The organism is Pseudoalteromonas sp. BSi20480 (assembly GCF_000241365.1).
GTDB classification, from domain to species: Bacteria; Pseudomonadota; Gammaproteobacteria; order Enterobacterales; family Alteromonadaceae; genus Pseudoalteromonas; species Pseudoalteromonas marina.
This window is the reverse complement of the sequence record NZ_BADX01000166.1, coordinates 103802-125402: the sequence shown is the minus strand read 5'-3', so window position 1 is coordinate 125402 and position 21601 is coordinate 103802. Positions and strand designations below refer to the sequence as shown.

Annotated in this window: 23 protein-coding genes; 20 read left to right on the top strand and 3 right to left on the bottom strand. The window is 37.4% G+C overall.

Annotated elements, in window-relative coordinates:
- Positions 1 to 116 precede the first annotated feature (116 nt).
- From P20480_RS01670 to P20480_RS01750, 19 genes are all read left to right on the top strand, one after another.
- Positions 117 to 1091, top strand: a complete 975-nt coding sequence (locus P20480_RS01670; RefSeq protein ID WP_006792709.1) for a flagellin N-terminal helical domain-containing protein — start codon at positions 117 to 119, stop codon at positions 1089 to 1091.
- 483 nt (positions 1092 to 1574) lie between these two features.
- Complete coding sequence (locus P20480_RS01675; RefSeq protein WP_006792710.1) at positions 1575 to 2543, top strand: flagellin N-terminal helical domain-containing protein; 969 nt, start codon at positions 1575 to 1577, stop codon at positions 2541 to 2543.
- A gap of 164 nt (positions 2544 to 2707) precedes the next feature.
- Complete coding sequence (locus P20480_RS01680) at positions 2708 to 3682, top strand: flagellin N-terminal helical domain-containing protein (protein ID WP_006792711.1); 975 nt, start codon at positions 2708 to 2710, stop codon at positions 3680 to 3682.
- 86 nt (positions 3683 to 3768) lie between these two features.
- Positions 3769 to 4203, top strand: a complete 435-nt coding sequence (locus P20480_RS01685) for a flagellar protein FlaG (RefSeq protein ID WP_006792712.1) — start codon at positions 3769 to 3771, stop codon at positions 4201 to 4203.
- 26 nt (positions 4204 to 4229) lie between these two features.
- Positions 4230 to 5636, top strand: a complete 1407-nt coding sequence (gene fliD, locus P20480_RS01690; RefSeq protein ID WP_008132663.1) for a flagellar filament capping protein FliD — start codon at positions 4230 to 4232, stop codon at positions 5634 to 5636.
- A gap of 41 nt (positions 5637 to 5677) precedes the next feature.
- A complete protein-coding gene (gene fliS, locus P20480_RS01695) occupies positions 5678 to 6106 on the top strand; it encodes a flagellar export chaperone FliS (protein WP_006792714.1) in 429 nt (142 codons plus the stop codon).
- A gap of 1 nt (position 6107) precedes the next feature.
- Positions 6108 to 6371 (top strand): hypothetical protein, encoded by a 264-nt coding sequence (locus P20480_RS01700; protein WP_238530323.1) that lies wholly within the window; start codon positions 6108 to 6110, stop codon positions 6369 to 6371.
- Complete coding sequence (locus tag P20480_RS19970) at positions 6364 to 6969, top strand: hypothetical protein (protein ID WP_008132661.1); 606 nt, start codon at positions 6364 to 6366, stop codon at positions 6967 to 6969. Before P20480_RS01700 ends, P20480_RS19970 begins: the two co-directional genes overlap by 8 nt.
- Positions 6932 to 8485, top strand: a complete 1554-nt coding sequence (locus tag P20480_RS18795) for a motility associated factor glycosyltransferase family protein (RefSeq protein ID WP_008132660.1) — start codon at positions 6932 to 6934, stop codon at positions 8483 to 8485. The genes P20480_RS19970 and P20480_RS18795 overlap by 38 nt, the downstream gene beginning before the upstream one ends.
- A gap of 5 nt (positions 8486 to 8490) precedes the next feature.
- Positions 8491 to 8970, top strand: a complete 480-nt coding sequence (locus P20480_RS01705; RefSeq protein WP_006792717.1) for a GNAT family N-acetyltransferase — start codon at positions 8491 to 8493, stop codon at positions 8968 to 8970.
- Positions 8971 to 9089: 119 nt separating this feature from the next.
- On the top strand, positions 9090 to 10415 hold the full coding sequence (locus tag P20480_RS01710) for an aminotransferase class III-fold pyridoxal phosphate-dependent enzyme (RefSeq protein WP_008132659.1): 1326 nt from the start codon (positions 9090 to 9092) through the stop codon (positions 10413 to 10415).
- Positions 10415 to 11167, top strand: coding sequence for a cytidylyltransferase domain-containing protein (locus P20480_RS01715; RefSeq protein ID WP_008132658.1), 753 nt, complete (start codon positions 10415 to 10417; stop codon positions 11165 to 11167). Before P20480_RS01710 ends, P20480_RS01715 begins: the two co-directional genes overlap by 1 nt.
- Before the next feature lie 17 nt (positions 11168 to 11184).
- On the top strand, positions 11185 to 12240 hold the full coding sequence (gene pseI, locus P20480_RS01720) for a pseudaminic acid synthase (protein WP_008132657.1): 1056 nt from the start codon (positions 11185 to 11187) through the stop codon (positions 12238 to 12240).
- Positions 12241 to 12242: 2 nt separating this feature from the next.
- Entirely contained in the window at positions 12243 to 13613 is a 1371-nt protein-coding gene (locus tag P20480_RS01725) for an FAD-dependent oxidoreductase (protein WP_008132656.1), read from the top strand.
- Positions 13606 to 14568, top strand: a complete 963-nt coding sequence (locus tag P20480_RS01730) for a glycosyl transferase (RefSeq protein ID WP_193371874.1) — start codon at positions 13606 to 13608, stop codon at positions 14566 to 14568. The genes P20480_RS01725 and P20480_RS01730 overlap by 8 nt, the downstream gene beginning before the upstream one ends.
- Entirely contained in the window at positions 14561 to 15229 is a 669-nt protein-coding gene (locus P20480_RS01735) for a class I SAM-dependent methyltransferase (RefSeq protein ID WP_008132655.1), read from the top strand. Before P20480_RS01730 ends, P20480_RS01735 begins: the two co-directional genes overlap by 8 nt.
- On the top strand, positions 15220 to 16155 hold the full coding sequence (locus P20480_RS01740; protein WP_008132654.1) for a DegT/DnrJ/EryC1/StrS family aminotransferase: 936 nt from the start codon (positions 15220 to 15222) through the stop codon (positions 16153 to 16155). The genes P20480_RS01735 and P20480_RS01740 overlap by 10 nt, the downstream gene beginning before the upstream one ends.
- Complete coding sequence (locus P20480_RS01745) at positions 16136 to 16780, top strand: class I SAM-dependent methyltransferase (protein ID WP_010555901.1); 645 nt, start codon at positions 16136 to 16138, stop codon at positions 16778 to 16780. Before P20480_RS01740 ends, P20480_RS01745 begins: the two co-directional genes overlap by 20 nt.
- On the top strand, positions 16771 to 17514 hold the full coding sequence (locus tag P20480_RS01750) for a WbqC family protein (RefSeq protein ID WP_008132652.1): 744 nt from the start codon (positions 16771 to 16773) through the stop codon (positions 17512 to 17514). The genes P20480_RS01745 and P20480_RS01750 overlap by 10 nt, the downstream gene beginning before the upstream one ends.
- Here the strand turns inward: P20480_RS01750 and P20480_RS18790 are convergent.
- The 3 genes from P20480_RS18790 to pseB all read right to left on the bottom strand — a co-directional run bounded on the left by P20480_RS18790 (position 17506) and on the right by pseB (position 20527).
- On the bottom strand, positions 17506 to 18246 hold the full coding sequence (locus P20480_RS18790; protein WP_238530328.1) for an aldo/keto reductase: 741 nt from the start codon (positions 18244 to 18246) through the stop codon (positions 17506 to 17508). The genes P20480_RS01750 and P20480_RS18790 overlap by 9 nt on opposite strands.
- A gap of 112 nt (positions 18247 to 18358) precedes the next feature.
- A complete protein-coding gene (pseC, locus tag P20480_RS01755; protein ID WP_008132648.1) occupies positions 18359 to 19510 on the bottom strand; it encodes a UDP-4-amino-4,6-dideoxy-N-acetyl-beta-L-altrosamine transaminase in 1152 nt (383 codons plus the stop codon).
- Positions 19511 to 19525: 15 nt separating this feature from the next.
- The gene (gene pseB, locus P20480_RS01760) at positions 19526 to 20527 is read right to left on the bottom strand and encodes a UDP-N-acetylglucosamine 4,6-dehydratase (inverting) (RefSeq protein WP_006792729.1); all 1002 of its coding nucleotides are present in this window, start codon (positions 20525 to 20527) and stop codon (positions 19526 to 19528) included.
- 185 nt (positions 20528 to 20712) lie between these two features.
- Between pseB and P20480_RS01765 the strand changes: the two genes are divergently transcribed.
- Positions 20713 to 21498, top strand: a complete 786-nt coding sequence (locus tag P20480_RS01765) for a flagellin N-terminal helical domain-containing protein (RefSeq protein ID WP_008132646.1) — start codon at positions 20713 to 20715, stop codon at positions 21496 to 21498.
- Positions 21499 to 21601: the final 103 nt, after the last annotated feature.

The window sequence follows — 21601 nt, the reverse complement described above, 5'->3', positions numbered from 1 at the left end:
AGGATTTTTTTTCTAGACCGATAACTTAATTAACCAAGCACAGCGTTGAAATTACAACCACTGCTTAATCTAGTAAGTTTGAGAGTAAATGATAAGTTTACTTTAGGAGAGACATCATGGCTTTATATGTAAATACAAATGTTAGTGCGTTAAACGCACAAAGACAGTTAAACAACTCAGGTAATGCACTTGATACATCATTCCAACGTTTATCATCAGGTATGCGTATCAATAGCGCAAAAGATGATGCGGCTGGTCTACAAATTTCTGACCGTCTTACATCACAAGTAAATGGTCTAAACCAAGGTAATCGTAACGCGAATGACGGTATCTCTCTAGCTCAAACGGCTGAGGGTGCACTTGATGAAGTAACATCAATGTTCCAACGTATTCGTACACTTGCACAACAAGCATCTAATGGTTCAAACACTGATGAAGATCGTCTTGCAATTCAAGAAGAGATTCGTTCATTATCATCAGAAGTTAACCGTGTTGCTGAAGATACAACATTCGGCGGTCAAAACCTTCTTGATGGTTCTTACAAAGCAAGTTTTCAAGTTGGTGCTGATGCGGTACAAACTATCGGCTTCAGCATGAAAGATGTAGGCACTACGGCTAGTGGTCCAAACACAATTTCTGCAAACGGTGGTTTTACATTATCAGGTATTGCAGGTGTTGCTAGTAACTTAACGGGTAAAGGTTTAACAACTTTAGCCGCAGGTGTTTCTGATATTTCTGGTGCAGCCGTGGCGGGCACGGATGACTTTGATACTAAATTTAGAGCTGAAACAATCAGTGTATCTACTCAAGGTAATGCACAATTTGTTTTAGCAGGTATGGATTCATTAATTGCTGTTGTTGATAAAAAACGTGCAGAGCTTGGTGCGGTTCAGAACCGTTTCCAATCAACAATTCGTAACCAATCAAACATTTCTGAAAACTTATCAGCTGCGCGTTCACGTATTAAAGATACAGACTTCGCAGCAGAAACGGCAAACTTAACTAAGATGCAGATTTTACAACAAGCAAGCCAAACAATTTTGGGACAAGCTAACCAGCGTCCACAGGCTGCACTTAGCCTACTAGGTTAATAAAGCTTTACAATTAGATTAGTCAATTTATTGGCGAAGAAGAAATGAAAGCGCCTCTGCTTAATGGGGTATTAACAAAGGCGCTATAGGATTTTGCCAGCGGAGGCCTTAATCCAAATTGTTCTAACATTTGTAGAACACATATGTACTAGCATAAACTATGCCATTAGTTTATGTCAGTCACCCACTCTCAAACTTATCAAATCATAAGGCCCTAAACGGGCCTTATTCCTTTATTATACTATTACAGCCTTTAAACTGCCCAATTTTAAATAAGAGCTAAGTACAACAGGTTTTCAGTCTTTAATATAAAGTTGGCCTAATGTTTGCTTTTGTCTTTGTAAGTTTATTTTAACTTACAAAGTGGCAGATAGTTGCCCCTAGGCAGAGTATACCGCCTACATATCTAGTCACTTTGTCAAATTCCCACTTTCTTTGAATGAGAGAGTGACCTAACTTTGACAGATAATAAGAGAGTTTATTATGGCTTTATATGTAAATACCAATGTAAGTGCGATTAATGCGCAAAGGCAGCTTGAGAGAAGCGGTGGTGACTTAGATACGTCATTTAAGCGCTTATCGTCAGGTCTTCGTATAAATAGCGCAGCAGATGATGCTGCGGGTTTGCAAATTTCAGATCGTTTACAGTCGCAAATATTAGGCCTTAACCAAGGTAACCGAAATGCGAACGATGGTATCTCTTTAGCACAAACAGCGGAAGGTGCAATGGATGAAATTACCTCTACTTTTCAACGTATTCGAACGCTTGCTCAACAGGCGTCAAACGGCTCTAATACAGATGAAGATAGACTGGCTATCCAAGAAGAAATCCGTCAATTATCTGATGAAGTAAATCGTATTGCTACGGATACTACTTTTGGTGGTCAAAATCTACTTGACGGTACCTATTCAGCAAGCTTTCAAATTGGTGCTGATGCAGTTCAAACAATCGGGTTTAGCATGCAGGATGTAGGTGGTAGTGCTAATACAATTTCTGCAAATGGTGGTTTTACAATGTCTGGTATTGCAGGGATTGCATCTGCAGTCGCAGGAAAAAGTATGTCTACTTTTGCGGCTGGAATAAGCGAAATTGGTAGCGGTAGTATTACAGCTGCAACTGCTAGTTTCACAAGTATGGTTGCTGCAGAAATTAGTGTATCTACTCAGGCTAATGCACAGCAAGTATTTGCAGGTATGGATGCAATGATTGCTGTAGTTGATAAAAAGCGTGCAGAATTAGGTGCGGTACAAAACCGCTTCCAATCAACAATCCGTAACCAAGCGAATGTTTCTGAAAATTTATCTGCTGCTAAATCGCGTATCAAAGACGCTGATTTTGCAATGGAAACGGCTAACTTAACTAAAAATCAGATTTTACAGCAAGCAAGTCAAACTATTTTAGGGCAAGCTAATCAGCGTCCACAGGCGGCACTTAGCCTACTTCAGGGTTAATAAGATCACAGCTAGTAGAAATTAAATACAAATAAAGCTAAAGCTTTCGCTTCAATGGACGATATATGATTTAGAGGACTAAAAATCCAGGACTCTAAATCACGGATAATAACAGGGTAGGGGTATCCCGTTATTGTCTATCGAACTTTGAAGCGGAGGCTATCATGGCTTTATACGTAAATAGTAATGTGAGTTCTTTGAACGCACAAAGACAATTAAGCAAATCAAGTAACGCATTGGATACTTCATTCCAACGTCTATCGTCAGGTATGCGTATCAACAGTGCAAAAGACGATGCTGCAGGTATGCAGATTTCAAACCGTTTATCATCACAAGTGAATGGTTTAAATCAAGGTAACCGAAATGCGAACGATGGTATTTCACTTGCACAAACAGCTGAAGGTGCGCTTGATGAAGTAACATCAATGTTCCAACGTATTCGTACATTGGCTCAACAAGCATCTAACGGTTCAAATACAGATGAAGACCGTTTAGCGATTCAAGAAGAAATTCGTTCATTATCGTCAGAAGTTAACCGTGTTGCAGAAGACACAACATTTGGTGGTCAAAATTTACTAGATGGTAGCTATGATGCTAAATTCCAAGTTGGTGCCGACGCTGTGCAAACTATAGGTTTTAGTATGCAAGATGTGGGTACTACGGCAAGTGGCCCTAATTCTATTTCTGCAAATGGTGGATTCACATTATCAGGAATTGCAGGTGTTGCAAGTAACTTAACTGGTAAAGGTCTTACTACATTAGCTGCTGGTGTTTCTGATGTTTCTGGTGCGGCAGTTGGCGCTACAGATGACTTTGATACAAAGTTCAGAGCCGAAACAATTAGCGTATCAACACAGGGTAATGCACAGTTTGTTTTAGCAGGTATGGACTCAATGATTGCTGTAGTTGATAAAAAACGTGCGGAGTTAGGTGCTGTTCAAAACCGTTTCCAATCAACTATCCGAAATCAGTCAAATATCTCAGAAAACTTATCGGCTGCAAAATCACGTATCCAAGATACGGATTTCGCACAAGAAACAGCTAACTTAACTAAGATGCAGATCTTACAACAGGCTAGCCAAACAATCTTAAGCCAAGCAAATCAGCGTCCACAAGCAGCGTTATCGCTTTTAGGCTAATTGATTTGAACTATGAGCCACTTTAGACTAAGCAAATAGTCCAAATGTGGCTTATAGTCTTAATATATGTTTCGAGGGTAGCCGAGATGATTGATTTAAATTCTACACAAAAAACGATAGATGGACTCAGTGTTGTAAATACATCTATTACTAAAGACGCGGTAAAAGAAGAAAAGCTTGAAAAGGGTACAGCTTTAACAGCAAGAGAAGCTGTTGATTTGAAGAATGCTCAAAATCTTAAAGATCAAGAAGAGCAAGAAGGTAAAGAAGATAAAGAATTATTTGTCGAAGTAAAAGACAATCTAGAGAAGCTAAATGAGTATATCCCAGTAACATCAACTAACTTAAAATTTGAGTTTGATGATGGTGGAGATCTTCCTATCATTAAAGTGCTTGATAAAAGCAACGATGAAGTAATTAGAGAAATTCCTACCGAAGAGTTCAGGGAAATAGCTAAAGCTTTAGACGAATTTGCCGATAAATTAACTAATAAAGGTTTACTGTTTAATAAAACAGTTTAGCCATTTCAGCTATTTAGGATTATATTATGCCTCTTATTACATCTGCGGGTATTGGTTCAGGTCTCGATTTGGAAAGTATAATTTCGGCGTCAGTTGATGCTGAAAATGTACCTAAAATGAATGCCTTTGCAGCGAAGGATGAGGCGCTTCAAGTCGAGTTATCAGCGATAGGTGAAGTTAAATCTGCTTTATCGCAGTTACAAGATACAATTGAAAAATTAGCAGACCCAGATAACTTCAATAAACGAGTTGCTAATATAACCCAGCCAACAAGTGATGACGGAGACTTGATCTCTGTTACACCTACCTCAGATATCACACCAGGTGATTTTAAAATAGAAGTAGTTGCAATAGCTCAAGGTAGCCGAGCACTATCTGAGGATGGATTGTTTGCTACTAATGAAGATGTTGTGAGTGCTTCAGGCGGTACACTATCATTTTCAGCAGGCCCGGATAAGACTTTCGATTTAACCTTAGACGCCGGTGCTACTCTTTCAGATTTACGCGATGCGATAAATGACTCTGATAGTAATTTTGGTGTTACGGCTAATATTATCAACACAGGGAGTGAAGCGAAGCTTGTTTTGACTTCAACAGTGACAGGCACTGGAAATGATCTTGTTATTACAAACGACAATGCTGAACTTGATAACGTATCCACTGTAGCAAATGCTGGTGGTGCAGGCGGCATTGGAATAGCAGCAGAAAACACCGCAAAAGATGCAATTATTAAAGTTGATGGTATTACCATAACAAACGACACAAACACCTTTAAAGATGCTGTACAAGATATGACGATAACAGCAAAACGTGAAAGTGTTGACAATGAGACTGCCAAACTTTCAGTCGATTTTGACCGAGAAAGCGCAACAACGTTAGTTGATGAATTAATTACAAATTATAATAATGTTATAGGTCAACTAGGGTTTCAGTCACGCATAGGTAAACCTTTAAATAGTGACTCGACTATTCGCTCTCTTAGTTCGCAATTAGTGAATGCTTTATCAACAAGCTTAACAGATGCGGGCCCCTTTGAGAGTATTTTTGATATTGGGCTTGGAGTTAATAAAGAAGGTTACTTAGAGAAGTCGACTTTAGTCAGAAGCTTAAATGACGCGTTAGATAATAATTTTGATGATATTGGCAAGGCTTTTGCAGGTGAAAATGGTATAGCCTCAAAGTTTGAGGAGCTGCTAAATAATTATGTCGACACAAACGGCATAATGAAGCAGCGAGAGGACAGTTTAAATGGACAAATTTCTGAATTAGAAGATGATGTTGAAAATCATCAATTCAGAATGGAGTCTTTGGAAGCTAGGCTACGAGAACAATATGCAGGGTTAGATGTACTGCTTGCGCAAATGCAGTCAACACAAACCTACTTAAGTGCACAACTGGCAAGTCTTCCAGGGTTTACCCGTTCAGATAGTTAACCATAAAGAATTGATTTAGCAATAAAATATACAGGTGAATTATGTACAACGCTAAAGTAAAGAATTATCAAAAAGAAGCCTTAAAAACGCGAGTTGCAGGGGCTGACAGGTATGAAATTATTCAAATGCTAATGGCTGGTGCAGTTGAGAAAATGGTTTTAGCGAAAGTGGCGATTGAAAAAAAGCACTTTGAGGCAAAGAGTGAGCATATCTCAAAAGCATCAGCAATAATCAATGCATTACGCGGTTGTTTAGATTTTGACGCTGGTGGTGATGTGTCAACAAATCTTTATTCACTTTATACATATATGGATGAGCGTTTACTGGATGCGAGTATAAAAAACGACCCAGAAATAATTACTGAAGTATCGAACCTATTAAAAGAAATAAAATCAGCGTGGGATGCAATTCCACATGATGTAAGAGAGCAGACGTTATCTGAAAACGGTATCGATGCAAATGTTGGATAAAATGGAATCTTTGATATCGCAGCTTGAAGCTGCGATTGATGAGCCAAACCTAGAAAAGGCCCTCAATTTAGACCGCAAGCTACTTGACGAAATAAAAGCGACCGATCAATTATCCCTACATGAAAATGCTACTTATTTTCTATCAGTCGCCGCAAGGCATCAAAGTGTATTGAATAAAGTCGACGATTTAAAAAAACAGTCCTTTAAAAATATTACTCAGTTTAATAAAAATCAAAAGAATATTAAGAAATATCAAAATGTCTAAAAATAATCTGCAAAGTGCTCAAGAGTCAATAAATGAGATTGAAGAGGCTCTCAATTCAATTTCTCAAAAACAACAAAACGAAGATGCTTTTGTAGATAAAGCCAATATTACTTTTGACAATAATATTCTAGCGTTTAAAAAGTATTTTCCTGATATTGCCGAGAAATTTAGTTCACATCAGCCAAGTAGCAAATTTAACTTATTTCTGAATTCAAATGGCTCAGCCAACTTTATTGACTACGACACTGGGGTGCCTATTTATAGCGAGGATCCTCATAAGCAGTCTAGCGAACAAATAAAAAGTATGCTTGAAAACCCGATTATGGGTAAAGTTGACCATAGCCAATTAGAGTTTTTAAAAAATGAGACGGGTTTTATCCATATTGATTTAATGGCTGAAATTGGCGCTATATACAATGAAACTCAACAAGCCCTTACTCCAACAAAATCCGTTGCTGAATTTATACCTAGTGCAATAATATTTGGTGTTGGCTTAGGTTATCATTTAGATAATATGTTCGGTTCTTTTAATGCAGCTTATATAAGTATTTTTGAACCCAATGAAGATTATTTTTTTTGCAAGTTTGTTTACATTTGATTGGGCTAGCTTCCTTAATAAAGTAGATGAAGCTGGAAGTTATTTATACTTTTCGATCGGTGTTCCTGAGCAAGAAATGTATGAAGCTTTGCATTTAAGAGCTGGAGAAATTGGTGCGTTTAGTGTTGCAAGTGCACTTTTTTTTCAACATTACCCCTCTGAAGCTGTAAATAAATTAATTAATGAGTTTAAAGGTAATTATCATCAATTTTTTATGGGGTGGGGCTTTTTTGATGATGCACTATTAAGTGTTGCTCATTCAGTGGATAACTCTTTAAAACCTATAAATTTACTACAACCAGCAAAAAAGATTTCAGAAACTTACAATCATTTCCCTATTTTTATCGTCGCTAATGGCCCGTCATTAGATAATGACATCGATACGATTAAAAAGTTACAAGATAAAGTCATTATTGTTGCTTGTAACTCTGCGACGACAGCATTGCTCAAGCAAGGCATAACACCAGATTTTCATGTCGCACTGGAAAGGACAAAAGCAACTGAAGACTTTTTAACTGCATTCATTCCTGAGCATACACGCCAGAAAATAAACTTGCTCGTTCTCAATGTAATGTACCCCAAAGTTTTAGATTTATTCGGCTGGTGCGGAGTAGCATTGAAAAGTAACGAAGCGGGCACCTCTTTATTTCATATATCTGAGTTTTTAAATAATGGCAGGATCACATCAACAATAGGGTTTAGTAACCCCTTGGTGGGTAATACCGCGCTGAGCTTTTTTGGTAGTATGGAGTTTAAAAATATCTACCTTTTCGGAGCCGATAACGGTTATAAAGATCCCAATCACCATCATTCAAAAGGCAGCTATTATTACTCGGGTGAGGGGGAAACGATACATGCGCCCTTAAAGATGGGTGGCGAACTCATTGTGCCTGGTAATTTTGGCGAAAGCATCATAACAGATCACTTTATGCATACTGGTAAAGTGCAAATGGAACGTTTTTTAGAGTCTAAACTCGATGCAGGGATAAATTGTTTTAATTGCAGTGATGGCGCTGCCGTTAAGGGCAGTATGCCCTTGAGATCGGATGATATTTTACTAGAAGAATTTAGTTTTTCTAAAAATGAAGTTATTGAACATATAAAAACTCAGCCATTTTCTGCAGTAGATAAAAACGTGTGTTTGACAGACTATTTAGATTTTGATGAGTTTGAGCAGCTATGTAACACTATGGTTGAGATACTTGATGGTCCAATTTTAAATCGAACCGAAGCTTTAGAGCAGTTACTTGAGAGCTTAAGGTATTTGTTCTCATTTAAAAACCATCCAAGATACACACATCTTTATCTGCTACTTGAAGGTGAGTCGCTTTACGTTACCTCAGTACTTATTTCGCTACTTTATAACTTTGGTGATGAGACAACGATAGTCCCTTACTATGAAAAAGCTAAAACACTTTGGCGAGATTTTATTGCTGATGCTCCACAGCAATACAGAGACCGTTGGAATGAGTTAAGTGATTACAGCTTCGATTACTCAAAGCCTTCGGTGAGCTAGTCAATATGCAGATTAAGAGTAAACGATTTGTTCTTTCACTCTTAACAGAGGCTGATGCAACATATCGCTACCTAAGCTGGTTTGACGATAGTAAAGCTAAAGAGTTTATTAGTTATAAATCGTCATCTTTAGACGAGTTGAAGAACTATATTAAAGCTAAAAATAATGACCCAGCAGCTATTTTGTTGGGCATTTTTACTGATGGTGAACACATCGGCAATATAAAGTATGAACCTATAGATTTAGTTAATAAAACCGCAACAATGGGGATTTTGTTAGGTGAGGCTCAGTGGCGTGGTAAAGGTGTTGCAGCTGAGGTTATTTCTATAAGTGCAGATTACTTGGCAAAACACTTTCATACCGAAACAATAATACTTGGTGTTGATAAAGGTAATACACCTGCAATTTCTGCTTATAAAAAATTGGGCTTTGAAATTAGCGAACAAACTGACCATGGTTTGTTTATGAAAAAATCACTTCTATAAAAAATATCTATTCTTCCTAAGTCTTTTTTTTAAATTGCCGATAAGTTATTAGAGCGTAAGCGAAATTTCATTATAATAGTTAATAAATAATTTAAACTTATTATTCCTAAGGAAAAAACATGTCATCAAAAAGCAATTCGGGTGCAGAGCTTTGGCAAAAGGCCAAAAAAATTATTCCTGGTGGGAATCAATTACTTTCAAAGCGTGCCGAAATGTTTTTACCCGACCAATGGCCTGCCTATTATAAAAAGTCTAAAGGCTGTGAAGTTTGGGATTTAGATGATAATCATTACTATGATTTCTCTATTATGGGAATTGGTACTAGTTCTTTAGGTTATGCTAATGATGAAATTAACGATGCGGTAATAAGTTCGATTTCTAACGGAAGCATGAGTAGTTTGAACTGTCATGAAGAGGTGGAGTTAGCCGAAAAGCTTATTGAGATACACCCTTGGGCGGGAGCTGTCCGCTTTACTCGTACTGGTGGTGAATCGTGTGCGTTAGCAGTGCGAATTGCTCGTGCCTATAGTAAAAAAGATGTTGTTGCTTTTTGCGGCTACCATGGTTGGCATGATTGGTACTTAGCAACAAATATAACAGACGCTGAAAATTTAGATGAGCAGTTATTACCTGGTTTAAGGCCTGCTGGTGTTCCTAAGCAATTACAAAATACCGTGGTGCCATTTAAGGAAGGTGATATTGATGGCTTTAAGGCAATCATAGATGCTCACGGTGATAACCTTGGCGTTGTTATGATGGAAGTTTTTCGTCATGGGTTGCCGGATGTTGCCTTTTTACAAGCTGTGAAAGATTTAGCTGTTGAACATAACATCGTTGTAATTTTTGATGAAATATCATCTGGTTTTAGACTTAACACAGGGGCGTCTCATCTTTTAACATCGATAGAGCCTGATATTTGTGTGTTAGGAAAGGCGTTGGGTAACGGTCATCCAATAGGCGCTATAATAGGTCGTTCTGAAGTGATGGATGCAGCGCAGCAATCCTTCATCAGTAGTTCTTATTGGACCGAACGGGTTGGCTTTACAGCAGCGTTAAAAACATTAGAAATATTTCAACGAGATGATATCCCTAAACGCTTAAATGAAACTGGTGCAAGACTAAAATCGCGCATTGAAGAAGTGGTCAGGCAAACAGGTTTTAACCTAAAAATTATAGGTATTGATAGTGTTCCTATATTTATATTTCCAGGTGATCATGCATTGGCGTTAAAAACACTATTTACTCAAGAAATGCTTAGAAGAGGGTTTTTAGCGAGTAATGTGATTTACCTTTCGATAGCCCATACTGATGAGCTTTGCGATAAATATATTGATGCAATGAGAGAGGTTTTTTATTTTCTTCAGGAGTCATTAGACAGCAATGTCGATATAGAAAGCCTAATTAACGGTCCGGTATGCCACAGTGGCTTTCAAAGGTTAAATTAATGAAGTCTGTTACTGCCTTTATTCAAGCAAGAATGGGATCGTCAAGATTACCAGGAAAGGTGTTAAAAGAAATAAACGGGATCCCCGTTATCTTGCACATTGTTATGCGTTTAAAGCAATCAAGATACATTGATAATATTGTTCTTCTGACTTCTTTTAACAAAGAAAATGATGAATTAGTTGAGTTAGCTAAACGCCATAAAATCGACGTGTTTAGAGGTTCAGAAGAAAATGTTTTAGAGCGCTTTCAACAAGCAAGCAAGAAGTATCCCTCTGAGCATATTGTAAGAATAACAGGCGATTCACCTTTTGTTGATGCTGGCGTTTGTGATTTATTATTGCAGACATACTTTGAAAAACAGGTTGATTATGCTTATTTGAGTGAGCATTTTGCTGAGGGCGTTGATTGTGAGGTTTTCACAAAGAGCTCGCTATCATCATTAAACACGGCCGAACTCAGGGAGTCTGAACGTGAACACGTGACGTTACATTTTTACGAAAATAAACTAAATCAATTTTCTACCTATGAAATGCAAAGCACGACAGATGACAGCTGCTATCGGTTTACATTAGATACACCTGAAGATTGGCAGGTTATTAAAGAATTAGCACGTTTTACTAACGATACGGTTAACATTAACTATCAAAGTATAAAAAACATACTCGATGCTCATCCACTCATTAAACAGATTAATAGCCAAGTTATTCGTAACGAAGGGTTAGCTATTTCATTACAAAATGAGCAACATTAATTGGCTTTGGACTTATTATGAAAATTAACAATAAAATAATCGATGAAAATAGTCCGTGTTACATCATAGCTGAAATGTCTGCTAATCATGGTGGAGACATTGATAAAGCGAAAAAATTAATCGCTGAAGCTAAGTTGGCTGGGGCAGATGCCGTAAAGCTACAAACGTACACGGCAGATACAATTACACTAAATTGTTCAAAGCCAGATTTTTGTTTGCCTAGCGACAATCCTTGGCAAGAACACGTGTCTTTGCACTCACTTTATCAAAAAGCGTTTACACCTTGGGAATGGCATCAAGCGTTGTTTGAAGAAGCCAAACGTTGCGAAATTGATATATTCTCTTCTCCATTTGATGAATCTTCCGTTGATTTACTCGAATCATTAAATACGCCGGTATATAAAATAGCTTCGCCGGAAATAACAGATATTCCTCTTTTGAAATATGTTGCGGCAACAGGCAAACCTGTAATTCTTTCTACAGGAATTGCTGAGTTAGCTGATATTGAACTAGCGGTTTCTACATTGCGTAATAATGGCTGTGACAGCATTGCAATATTAAAGTGTACGACAGCCTATCCAACCCCATTAGAAGAATGCAACTTAGCAACTATTGCAGATATAGCTAAACGATTTAATTGTATTGCTGGTTTGTCGGATCATACTCAAGGTATTATTTCACCCATTGTGAGTGTGACGCTGGGTGCCAAAATAATTGAAAAGCACTTTATTATTGATAAATCTGACGACTCGGTTGATGCCTTTTTCTCATTAGATAAAGACGAATTTTCATTACTCGTTAAGTCAGTAAGAGACGCAGAAAAGGCAGTAGGCGGTGTGACCTATGACATAACTGATTCAGCTAAAAAGAATATGTTAGCGAGGCGCTCACTTTATTTTGCTAAAGACTTAAAAAAAGGCCACGTTATTACAAAACACGATATTAAATCTGTTAGGCCTGGCTTTGGCTTACATACTAAGCATTTTGACGATGTACTAGGGTTAAGTTTAACAAGTGATGTAGAGTTAGGTGATAGGGTTAGCTTTGCATTAACAAACGAGTCAAGAGGCTAGTTATGAGAACATGTGCAGTGGTCGGTGGTGGAATTTGCGGCATAACGGCAAGTATTTTATTGCGCAAACATTACGATCGCGTTGTATTAATTGAGCAGTCTGAATCATTAGGTGGCTTGCTTAACTCGGTCGCTGACGATGCTGGTAATTATTACGATCAAGGCACACATATTCCAGCTAGCACGGGTGTTGCTGAAATAGACGAGATATTATTCAATCTTCCTCAGTTTTCTAAAAATTGGCATACATTTACACAGCTCAAAACAGGTAATTATTTTGCAGGTGAGTGGGATTTAGAAACGCAAACTATTGATGCAAGAAAGTTAGATTCAGCACTTTACAAACAAGGCATCGGTGAGTTTATGTCGCTCACATCGGAGTCTGAGGCCGATAACATTGAGCAATATTTATGCGAAACTTTAGGTGTAGTGTTTTATCAATATCTTGCAAAACCAGTTATAAATAAGCTTTATGGCAGCGATGTATCATTTACTGATTTAGCTAAAAATACCAGCATAAATTATTTTGGTGCTACAAGAATAAAAGCATTTAATGCATCTTTGTCACGCGTGTTAAAACAACATCCTGAGTTTGATAAAAAGCTGGGTTATCATAGCGCTGCTGAATTTGAAGCGTTACTTGTAGCGCAAGGTACTAACCTTCCAAATTATTACTACCCAAACAATCCCAAAGGCGCGCAAGTTTGGATTGACCAATTGCAGGCAAAAGCAGAGTCTTTGGGAGTTGAAATTCGCTGTAATAGCCAAGTTTTAGACATTGAATATCAAGATGATTTAGTCACCGCGTTTAGCCTTAGCGATGGCTCACGTATTAAATGTGATTTATTATTTTGGAGCGCGCCGCCTGTATTTGCACTAAAGGCCGCTAATTTATCGATCGCAAATTATAAACCTATATTTAGGACTGCAAATATCTTGCATTTTACCTTTGATAAGCAGCCTTTAAATCGAGAATCGCATTATCTTTGGAATTGGGACCCATGTTCGGATATTTTCAGGGTTACGCTGTACAATAATTTAAGACAAAGTGACAAGTATCAAGTATCGGCAGAGGTTTTAAGGTATAAAGCAGATCCTACATACACATTAGAGCAGGGTATTATTGATCTTAAAAATATGGGGGTGATATCGCCTGATACAAAAATGAAAAGTGGGTGCGTACAAAAAATAGATAATACTTTTCCTGTACCTACGCATGAGTTTTGTAATACAACGCAGCTAAATTATGAAACATTAACGAACTCATTTAAAAATATTATTGTGTCGGGTAGGTTTAGCGGTCGTTGTTGGTTGTTATCTGACGTACTTGCTCTTGCTCATAAAGAATTAAAAGAGTATTGCACTGTTGGCTGATTTTATTTTTTATTGTAGTGGGACTGTAAAAACAGGCTTTGGGCATCTATCAAGGTGTCTGAATGTTGCTAGAGCGACCTTTGCATTGCAGCCTTGTAGTAATATTATTTTTTTTGGCGATTTTGATCAGTTTTCTACCCAGCGTATAAAGAATTTTGGTTTCACTGTAGCGGATAGTGGCTTTATTTTTGAACCACATATGACGGTACTTGCTGATAGCTATCAGTTTACTTTTGAGCAATTATTTGAATTAAAAAAAATAGGATTGAAGTTATGTATCATTGACGACTTTGATCAATACAATTACGACTTTATAGATCTTATTGTGAATTTTAGATTTAACGCTGAAGCGTTTTGTCGCGCAACTGCTAAACATAGGTTAGGAGTTCGTTACTTTTCATTTGCTCAAGAGTTATTATCATTAAGGCAAAGTCGCTCTCAAGTTCATTTTAAAAATAGTATTGAGAGTATTTTGGTTTTTATTGGCGGTAATGATCGATTTGATGTGGCTACCCATGTTGTTTACGCCTTAGATAAGTTGTTTGTAAATAAAGAAATTATTCTACTAGATCAAAAAATGCCTTCTATTAGTTTAAAAAATAATACTTACCAAGCTTTAGGATTTGTTGATGATATGTCTGCTGTTTACAAGCAAACTGATTTGATTATTAATGGCGGGGGACTTACAAAATATGAAGCCGGTTTTTGCCTTATACCTAATTGTGCTATCTCGCAAACGAATGCACAACATAAAGACACTTTGGAACTTGCCAGCGCACATTTAACCTTTGACTTAGGTCTTGCTGAAGATGCAACGGTTGAAAGCTTAACATTAAACATTGAGCGATTTTTACATTCAGATATTAAATTGCAAAGAGCTACAATGCTCAAATCATATTTTCTCGATTCAACCGAGCAATTCGCACAAGAAATCATAAAGGTATCAAATGAGTGAGTTTAATTCTAAACAAGCAGAGTGGGATGAAATTGCTCGTATAAACAGTGATTTTAAAGCACAGGTCGGGCGCCCCTTTGACGATACACTTTGGCAGGCTCTTTGCGATGATGTTGAGCAAAAACTGATGCTCTCAGCGCAGGGGAATAGTATTTTAGATGTAGGCTGTGGCAACGGATTACTACTATCAAAATTACAAAAATGCTCACAATATGCAGGTGTTGACTATTCTCAAGCAATGATCGATGAAGCAAAAAAATTGCTTCCTCAAGGCGTCTTTTATCAATCACAAGCCAGTGATCTTCAGTTTGCAGACAATGAGTTTGAAAGAGTGCTGAGTTACAGTATTTTTCATTATTTCCCAAGCTATCAATATGCACTTGATGTGATTAAAGAAATGATACGAGTATGCAGGCCCGGTGGCGTAATTTTGATTGGCGATATACTAGATAAACACTTTGAGCATGATATAAAAAGTTCAAGTGATCTGGAATATGAAAAAACGATTCCATTAATACATCGTTATTCTCTATGGCGCTTTTTTTCTTTTGAGCAACTAGAAACTGATTTACAGCACTGTGTCAAAAAAGTAGAAATACTTACTCAGCCAGAGAGCTTTCCTTTATCTCGTTATCGCAAGGATTTGAGGTTATGGGTTTAACTCAATTACAGAGCTTTATTGCTACTAAATTTGACCGTCGGCATGCATTATTGACTAGCTCTGGCAGCTTTGCGCTTATAGCTGCGCTAAATGCCTCACAGGCTCCAAAGGGTAGCTCAGTAATAATGCCGGCAAGCTGTTGCCCGATTGTTTTGTTTGCTATTCAAATGGCAGGGTACAACGTTATTCTGGCTGATGTTTCATTGTGCTCTTTATCTATGGAAGTCAATAATATAGAGGCCGTTTTTAATGATTCTGTATCAGTAATAGTGGCCGTTCATGGTTACGGGCATTATTGTAAAATTGATGAAATAGCAAATTTTGCAAAACAGAACAACATTACATTAATAGAAGATGCGTGTTTAGCGTATGGTAGTACATATAAAGGCAAACCATTAGGCAGCTTTGGCGACCTTTCTATTTTGAGTTTTGGTTATGATAAACCTATTGATAATCAATATGGCGGAGCTGTTTTGACTAACTCTGAGCGTTTATTCGAATGTGCTAAGGGGTTTTTAAATGATAATAAAATGGCTCAATTTAGTGGCTCAAAACAATTTGAAATATTAAATGACCGCTTTTTAAATTTAAATAAGCAAATGCAAGTTCGAAAAAAAAATGTAGATTATCTGCAAAAACACATCATTAATTCGCTTTTTGTAAAAGCAAGTTTTGATGCTGACGTAACGTATTGGCGCTACCCTTTACTCATAAAAAATAGAGCTCACTTTTTAGCTAAAGCAAAACAGAATGGTATAACTTTTACTAAGCATTATAAATCGTTAGGTGAATTACAAACCAATGGGCATTATCCAAATGCGTCATTAATTGATGAGCAAATTATAAATTTATTTGTTCGTCCAGAAACACCTCAAGAGCAATTAACCAATATGGTAATGTTTATAAATGACTACCAAGACAAGTAATATTCTAAAGTCATATTATCAGTCTCTGTATAAAGAGTATGGTGATAGCCACAAATCAGTACAGCATGTATCTAAAGAATCACAAAACGTAAGGTTTGCGATATTTCTGGATATGATTTCATCAAGTAGTCGAGTTATTGATTTAGGCTGTGGCTTGGGTGATATGCTTTTGTATCTAAGAAAAAACGGCTTTACCGGTGAGTATTTAGGTTACGACTTTGTGCCAGAATTTATAGATGTTGCCAGTGCCAAATTTAGCTCTGATGCAAAAGCTCAGTTTGAAGTGTTTGATATATATAAAGATGAGATAGCACAAGGCTATGACCATGTGCTTATTAGTGGCGTGTTTAATAATAAAATGACTGATAATATGGGCTTTTTAACGCTAACCCTGCAAAAAAGTATTAGGCAGTGTGAGAAGTCGGTTGTTTTTAATGCGTTATCGACATTCGTAGAATTTAAAAATGAAGCTCTTTTTTATGTCTCACCCTTAGAGCTATTCGAATTATGCAAAACAACAATGACACCTTTTGTCTCCCTAAAGCATGATTACGTTACTAAGCCAGGTGGTTACCCTTATGAGTTTACAATGCAATTAAGTAAGAGCGAAACAACATGTTATTGAGCATAATGCAGCCTACTTACTTACCCTGGTTAGGTTATTTTGGCTTAATTAATAGCGCCGATAAATTTGTATTTTTAGACAATGTAAAGCTTGAAAAAAGTGATTGGCACGTTAGAAATAAAATTAAATCAGGCAGACAAGAACTTATGCTGACTTGTCCGGTAAGTACCCCAAAAGGAAGGATGACAGCAACAATTGAAAATACTCAATTTGTTAGTGCAAATCCTTGGCGAAGAAAGCATCTTAAAAGCATTGCTGAAAGCTACGCAAAAGCACCGTTTTATAGTTCGTTATTTCCACTTTTAGATTCTATTTATAAAGACGAAAGCATTACTTTTTTGGCTCAAATGAATATTAAAATTATAAGAGCATTAATGGACTATATGAATATAACGACTTCGACATTTATTGCTTCAGAGCTTGAAGGCGTGTCTGGTGTTAAAGATGCTCGGCTAGTATCTATTTGTAATGAGTTAGAATGTAATAATTATTTGTCACCAGTGGGCGCGCAAGCTTACATTGAAAAAGAGTCCCCAGGCGGGGCATTAGTTAAAAATGATATTGAAGTTTTTTATCAAAACTTTACCCATCCAAAATACCCACAAGTTAAGGGGGAATTTATTTCTCATCTTAGTATAATCGATTGCTTATTTAACGTTGGGCCCGTTGAAACGGTTAAATTAATTAACACATATACAGGCACACATACTCACTACCAATCGTTATCAGTTTAATTGCCAACGTGCTGGATTAATAAATTGCTCATCAACTAGGCTAAACTCAGAGAAATCTATGTGTGATACGCTTGTTGTTAGGCTGCTTAAAATTTCGTTAAGCTGTTGTTCGCTGTTGACGCCTAAAACCACTTTATCTACTTCATTAATACTAACCACATAGTTTAATGCTAGCGATAACTTAGAGATATTTAAGTGGTTACTCAGCTTGGTGAGCTTTTCCAATAAAGGTGCAATAGGTTTAAAGTAATCTGGATGCGTGCCACTATGCATCAGCAATAACCCCTGCAGAAAGGCTGAACGAGTATGAATCTCTACATTCGCAGCTTTTAGCTGTTTTAATGAATTTGATAGAACAAAGCGCTGATCAAGAATATTTAGTGGTAACTGAATTAGATCTGCAAATGTTAATACATCATCGCTAAGCTGATGTGGTGAATATAAAGATACACCCACCTTTTTTACTTTGTTATCTGCCTTTAATTGCTTTAAGCAATCAAGCGCAACAGGGAATTGCTTAAAGTCTACAAAGCGATGAAGTAGTAATCCATATAAAGCGTCACAATTTAAGTCACAAAGAGACTGTTTAACAGTTTTTGTTATAAAATCATCAACATTGGTTAAGTTAGGTATAGGTGGAATTTTACTAACTATATCGAATGGACTTAGTGAGCACTGGCCTAGTTCGGCTTCAGCATTACCATAGGCTGATGCAGTATCAATGGTCGTTATATTTTCGCTTTTAGCGAGGTTGAGTATTTTTTTATTTCTTTGCGGTGTGTTTTGCCTAGTGTGTTACTTATTCCGTAGTCAACACCAAATTGAACAGTACCAAGTGCTAGCTTCACAGTAACTTACCAACCTCATTAATAATATAGCTTTGTTCTTGCTCTGTTAGTTGAGGATGCAAAGGTATTGTGAATGCTGTTTTATAATATTTCATCGCATTGGGGTAGTCGCTGTCTTTAAACCCCATTGCTTTATAAAAAGGTTGAGTGTGTATTGGGATATAATGAAGGTGACTAACAATGCCTTTACTTCTCAATTGCTCAATAATATGCCTGTGAAGGTGACTATGTTCGTCAGCAAGTTTAACTACGTATAAATGGTAGCTTGAATAGCACTGCGTTAGTTGTTTTAAATGCGAAAGAGGCATAGTTTCAAACGCATTAGAATATGAAATAGCGAATGCGTTTCTGGTAGTAACAAATTCATCAAGTTTATCAAGTTGGCTGAGGCCAAGTGCAGCTTGTAGCTCTGTCATTCGGTAATTAAAGCCAAGCTCTATTTGCTGGTAATACCAAGGGCCATGGCTTGGCTCGGTCATTTCGTTAGAGTCATTGGTGATCCCATGACTTCTTAAACGCTGTAGTTTTTTTGCAAGCTGTTGATTATTAGTAACCGCCATACCGCCTTCAGCAGAGGTAATTATTTTTACTGGATGAAAACTAAATACGGTTATATCTGAAAATTCACAGCAACCTACTTTATTGCCATTATATTGCGCGCCAATAGCGTGTGATGCATCTTCAATGATTTTAAAACCATACTGCTTTGATAAATCATAAATGGCTTTCATATCACAAGATTGGCCTGCCAAGTGCACAGGGATAACGACTTTAGGTAAACAATTATTTTGTTTTGCGCTAATCAGCTTATCAGTAAGGGCTGATACAGACATATTGCCAGTTGCCAAGTCTATATCTACAAAGTCTACTTTAGCACCACAGTAAAGCGCACAATTGGCAGAGGCCACAAAAGAAATTGGCGAGGTCCAAACAGTGTCACCTTCGCTTACATTTAATGCTAAGCATGCAATATGTAGTGCCGAAGTCGCGCTATTAACAGCAATACCATATTGAGCATTACAATAGTTTGAAATAGCAGCTTCAAAAGCCGGTACTTTTGGCCCTTGAGTCAGCCAGTCAGACTGTAAAACAGCTACAACACTATCAATATCTGCTTGGCTTATTAGTTGTTTACCGTATGGAATCATTTATTTTATTCAGCTTTAACTTAATGCCTGGGTGTTAAATTCTCTAATCTCATCAATCGTCATGTAATGCGAATTATGAAGAGAGTTATATTCAAATCCTTGGTCTACCTTCTTGCCAGTCTCGCCAATTGCGTTCACGGTAAAGTCATTACTACGGCTACTAAATTTAATACCTGGGGCAATAACAAAGTGGTCGTTGTACTCGTAGGTTTCAAAACATAAATCAGCGGGGCACATAACCTCATGAAGTTTTTCACCAGGGCGAATACCAATTATTTTTAGTGGTAAGTCAGGTGCCATTGCTTTTGCAAGATCGGTAATACGAATTGAAGGGATTTTAGGAACGAAAATTTCACCGCCTAACATGCGTTCAAAATTAGTAAGTACAAAATCGACGCCTTGTTGAAGGTTTATCCAAAAGCGAGTCATTTCATCGTGTGTGATTGGGATGTGATCGCGCCCTTCATCAATAAACTTTTGGAAAACTGGCACAACAGAGCCGCGAGAGCACACCACATTGCCGTAGCGAACAACAGAAAAGGTAGTGCGGTTGCCACCTGCAATATTATTAGCGGCTACAAAAAGTTTGTCTGATGCCAGTTTTGTGGCGCCATACAAATTAATTGGGTTTGCAGCCTTATCAGTAGACAAAGCGATTACTTTTTCAACATCGTTATCAAGGGCTGCATCAATTACGTTTTCGGCCCCATTAATATTTGTTTTGATACATTCCATTGGGTTGTATTCAGCGGCCGGAACCTGCTTCAAAGCAGCTGCATGAATAACGTAGTTTACACCGCGCATGGCACGTATTAATCTGTCTTTATCTCTTACATCGCCAATAAAATAACGCATACAAGGTTGGTCAAACTCTTGTTGCATTTCAAATTGCTTAAGTTCATCGCGTGAAAAAATAATGATTTTTTTTGGATTGTAACGCTCAAGTAGTGTCTTGACGTATTTTTTCCCGAATGAACCGGTACCACCGGTGATTAAAATTGTTTTGTTATCGAACATAGTGCTACCCAAATTATTTATTATTGGCGTTATATGACACGCAAACGTGATTTTTTAATACACATCTCAATACTTTAACCACTAAGCAAGCAAAGTGCCAAGTTAATTTAGTCTAACAATGGTACAAAGGGCAAAATTTCGCAAATTAAGCTATAATTTAATCAGTCAGCACCACGGAGGCCGTTATGAAAATTCAATCAGCATCAGCTAACTTTTTAAACCAAACTCAGCAAACAAATAACAAACTTGCAGAGCAACTTGCAACAGGTAAAAAAGTAAATACCGCAGCAGATGATGCAGCGGCTTTGCAAATTATTGATAGGCTTACTTCACAGCAAAATGGTTTTAGCCAAGCTGTAAGTAATGCGTATGACGGGATTTCATATACTCAAGTAAGCGAAGCTAACTTGAGTGGTGTGAATGATGCCGTTTCGCGTATTCAAGAGTTATCAATTCAAGCGGGTAACGGTGCATTGACTGACAATGATCGTGCTGCGTTGCAAGAAGAAGTCGTGCAATTGCAAAGCCAAATATCTGAAACGTTCGAAAATGCGAGTTTTGCAGGAAAGCCTTTATTTGATGGTCAAGCTGTCACGTTTCAAGTTGGTGCTGATGCGAATACAAACCAAACGGTAAACTCTACAGATGGTAGTTTTGCCTCTGCGTTATCAACCATTGATATTTCAAGCCAAGCCGGTGCTCAAGCGGCTATTGACATCAGTAAGCAAGCAAATGATGAAATTAATGCACAACGAGCTGAGTTAGGTGCATTTCAAAATACCTTGGCAAGCACAATTAAAGGGTTAGGGACGCAGCAAGAAAATATTGCAGCCAGTCAAAGCCGCATTCAAGATACCGATTACGCCCTAGCAATTTCTCAACAAGTGTCTAATGATATTTTAGCGCAATCATCAGTTGCTCTTCGTGGCCAGGCTAACCAATCTGCAGAGTCTATTTTAGGCTTACTTTAAATATTAATACTTAATAGTTAATTCTTAAGTATGATTGAATTAACGAGTGCGTCTGTTTTTTGGCGTTTATGTCAAAAAACTGCCGCTATCACTTGCATCCGTG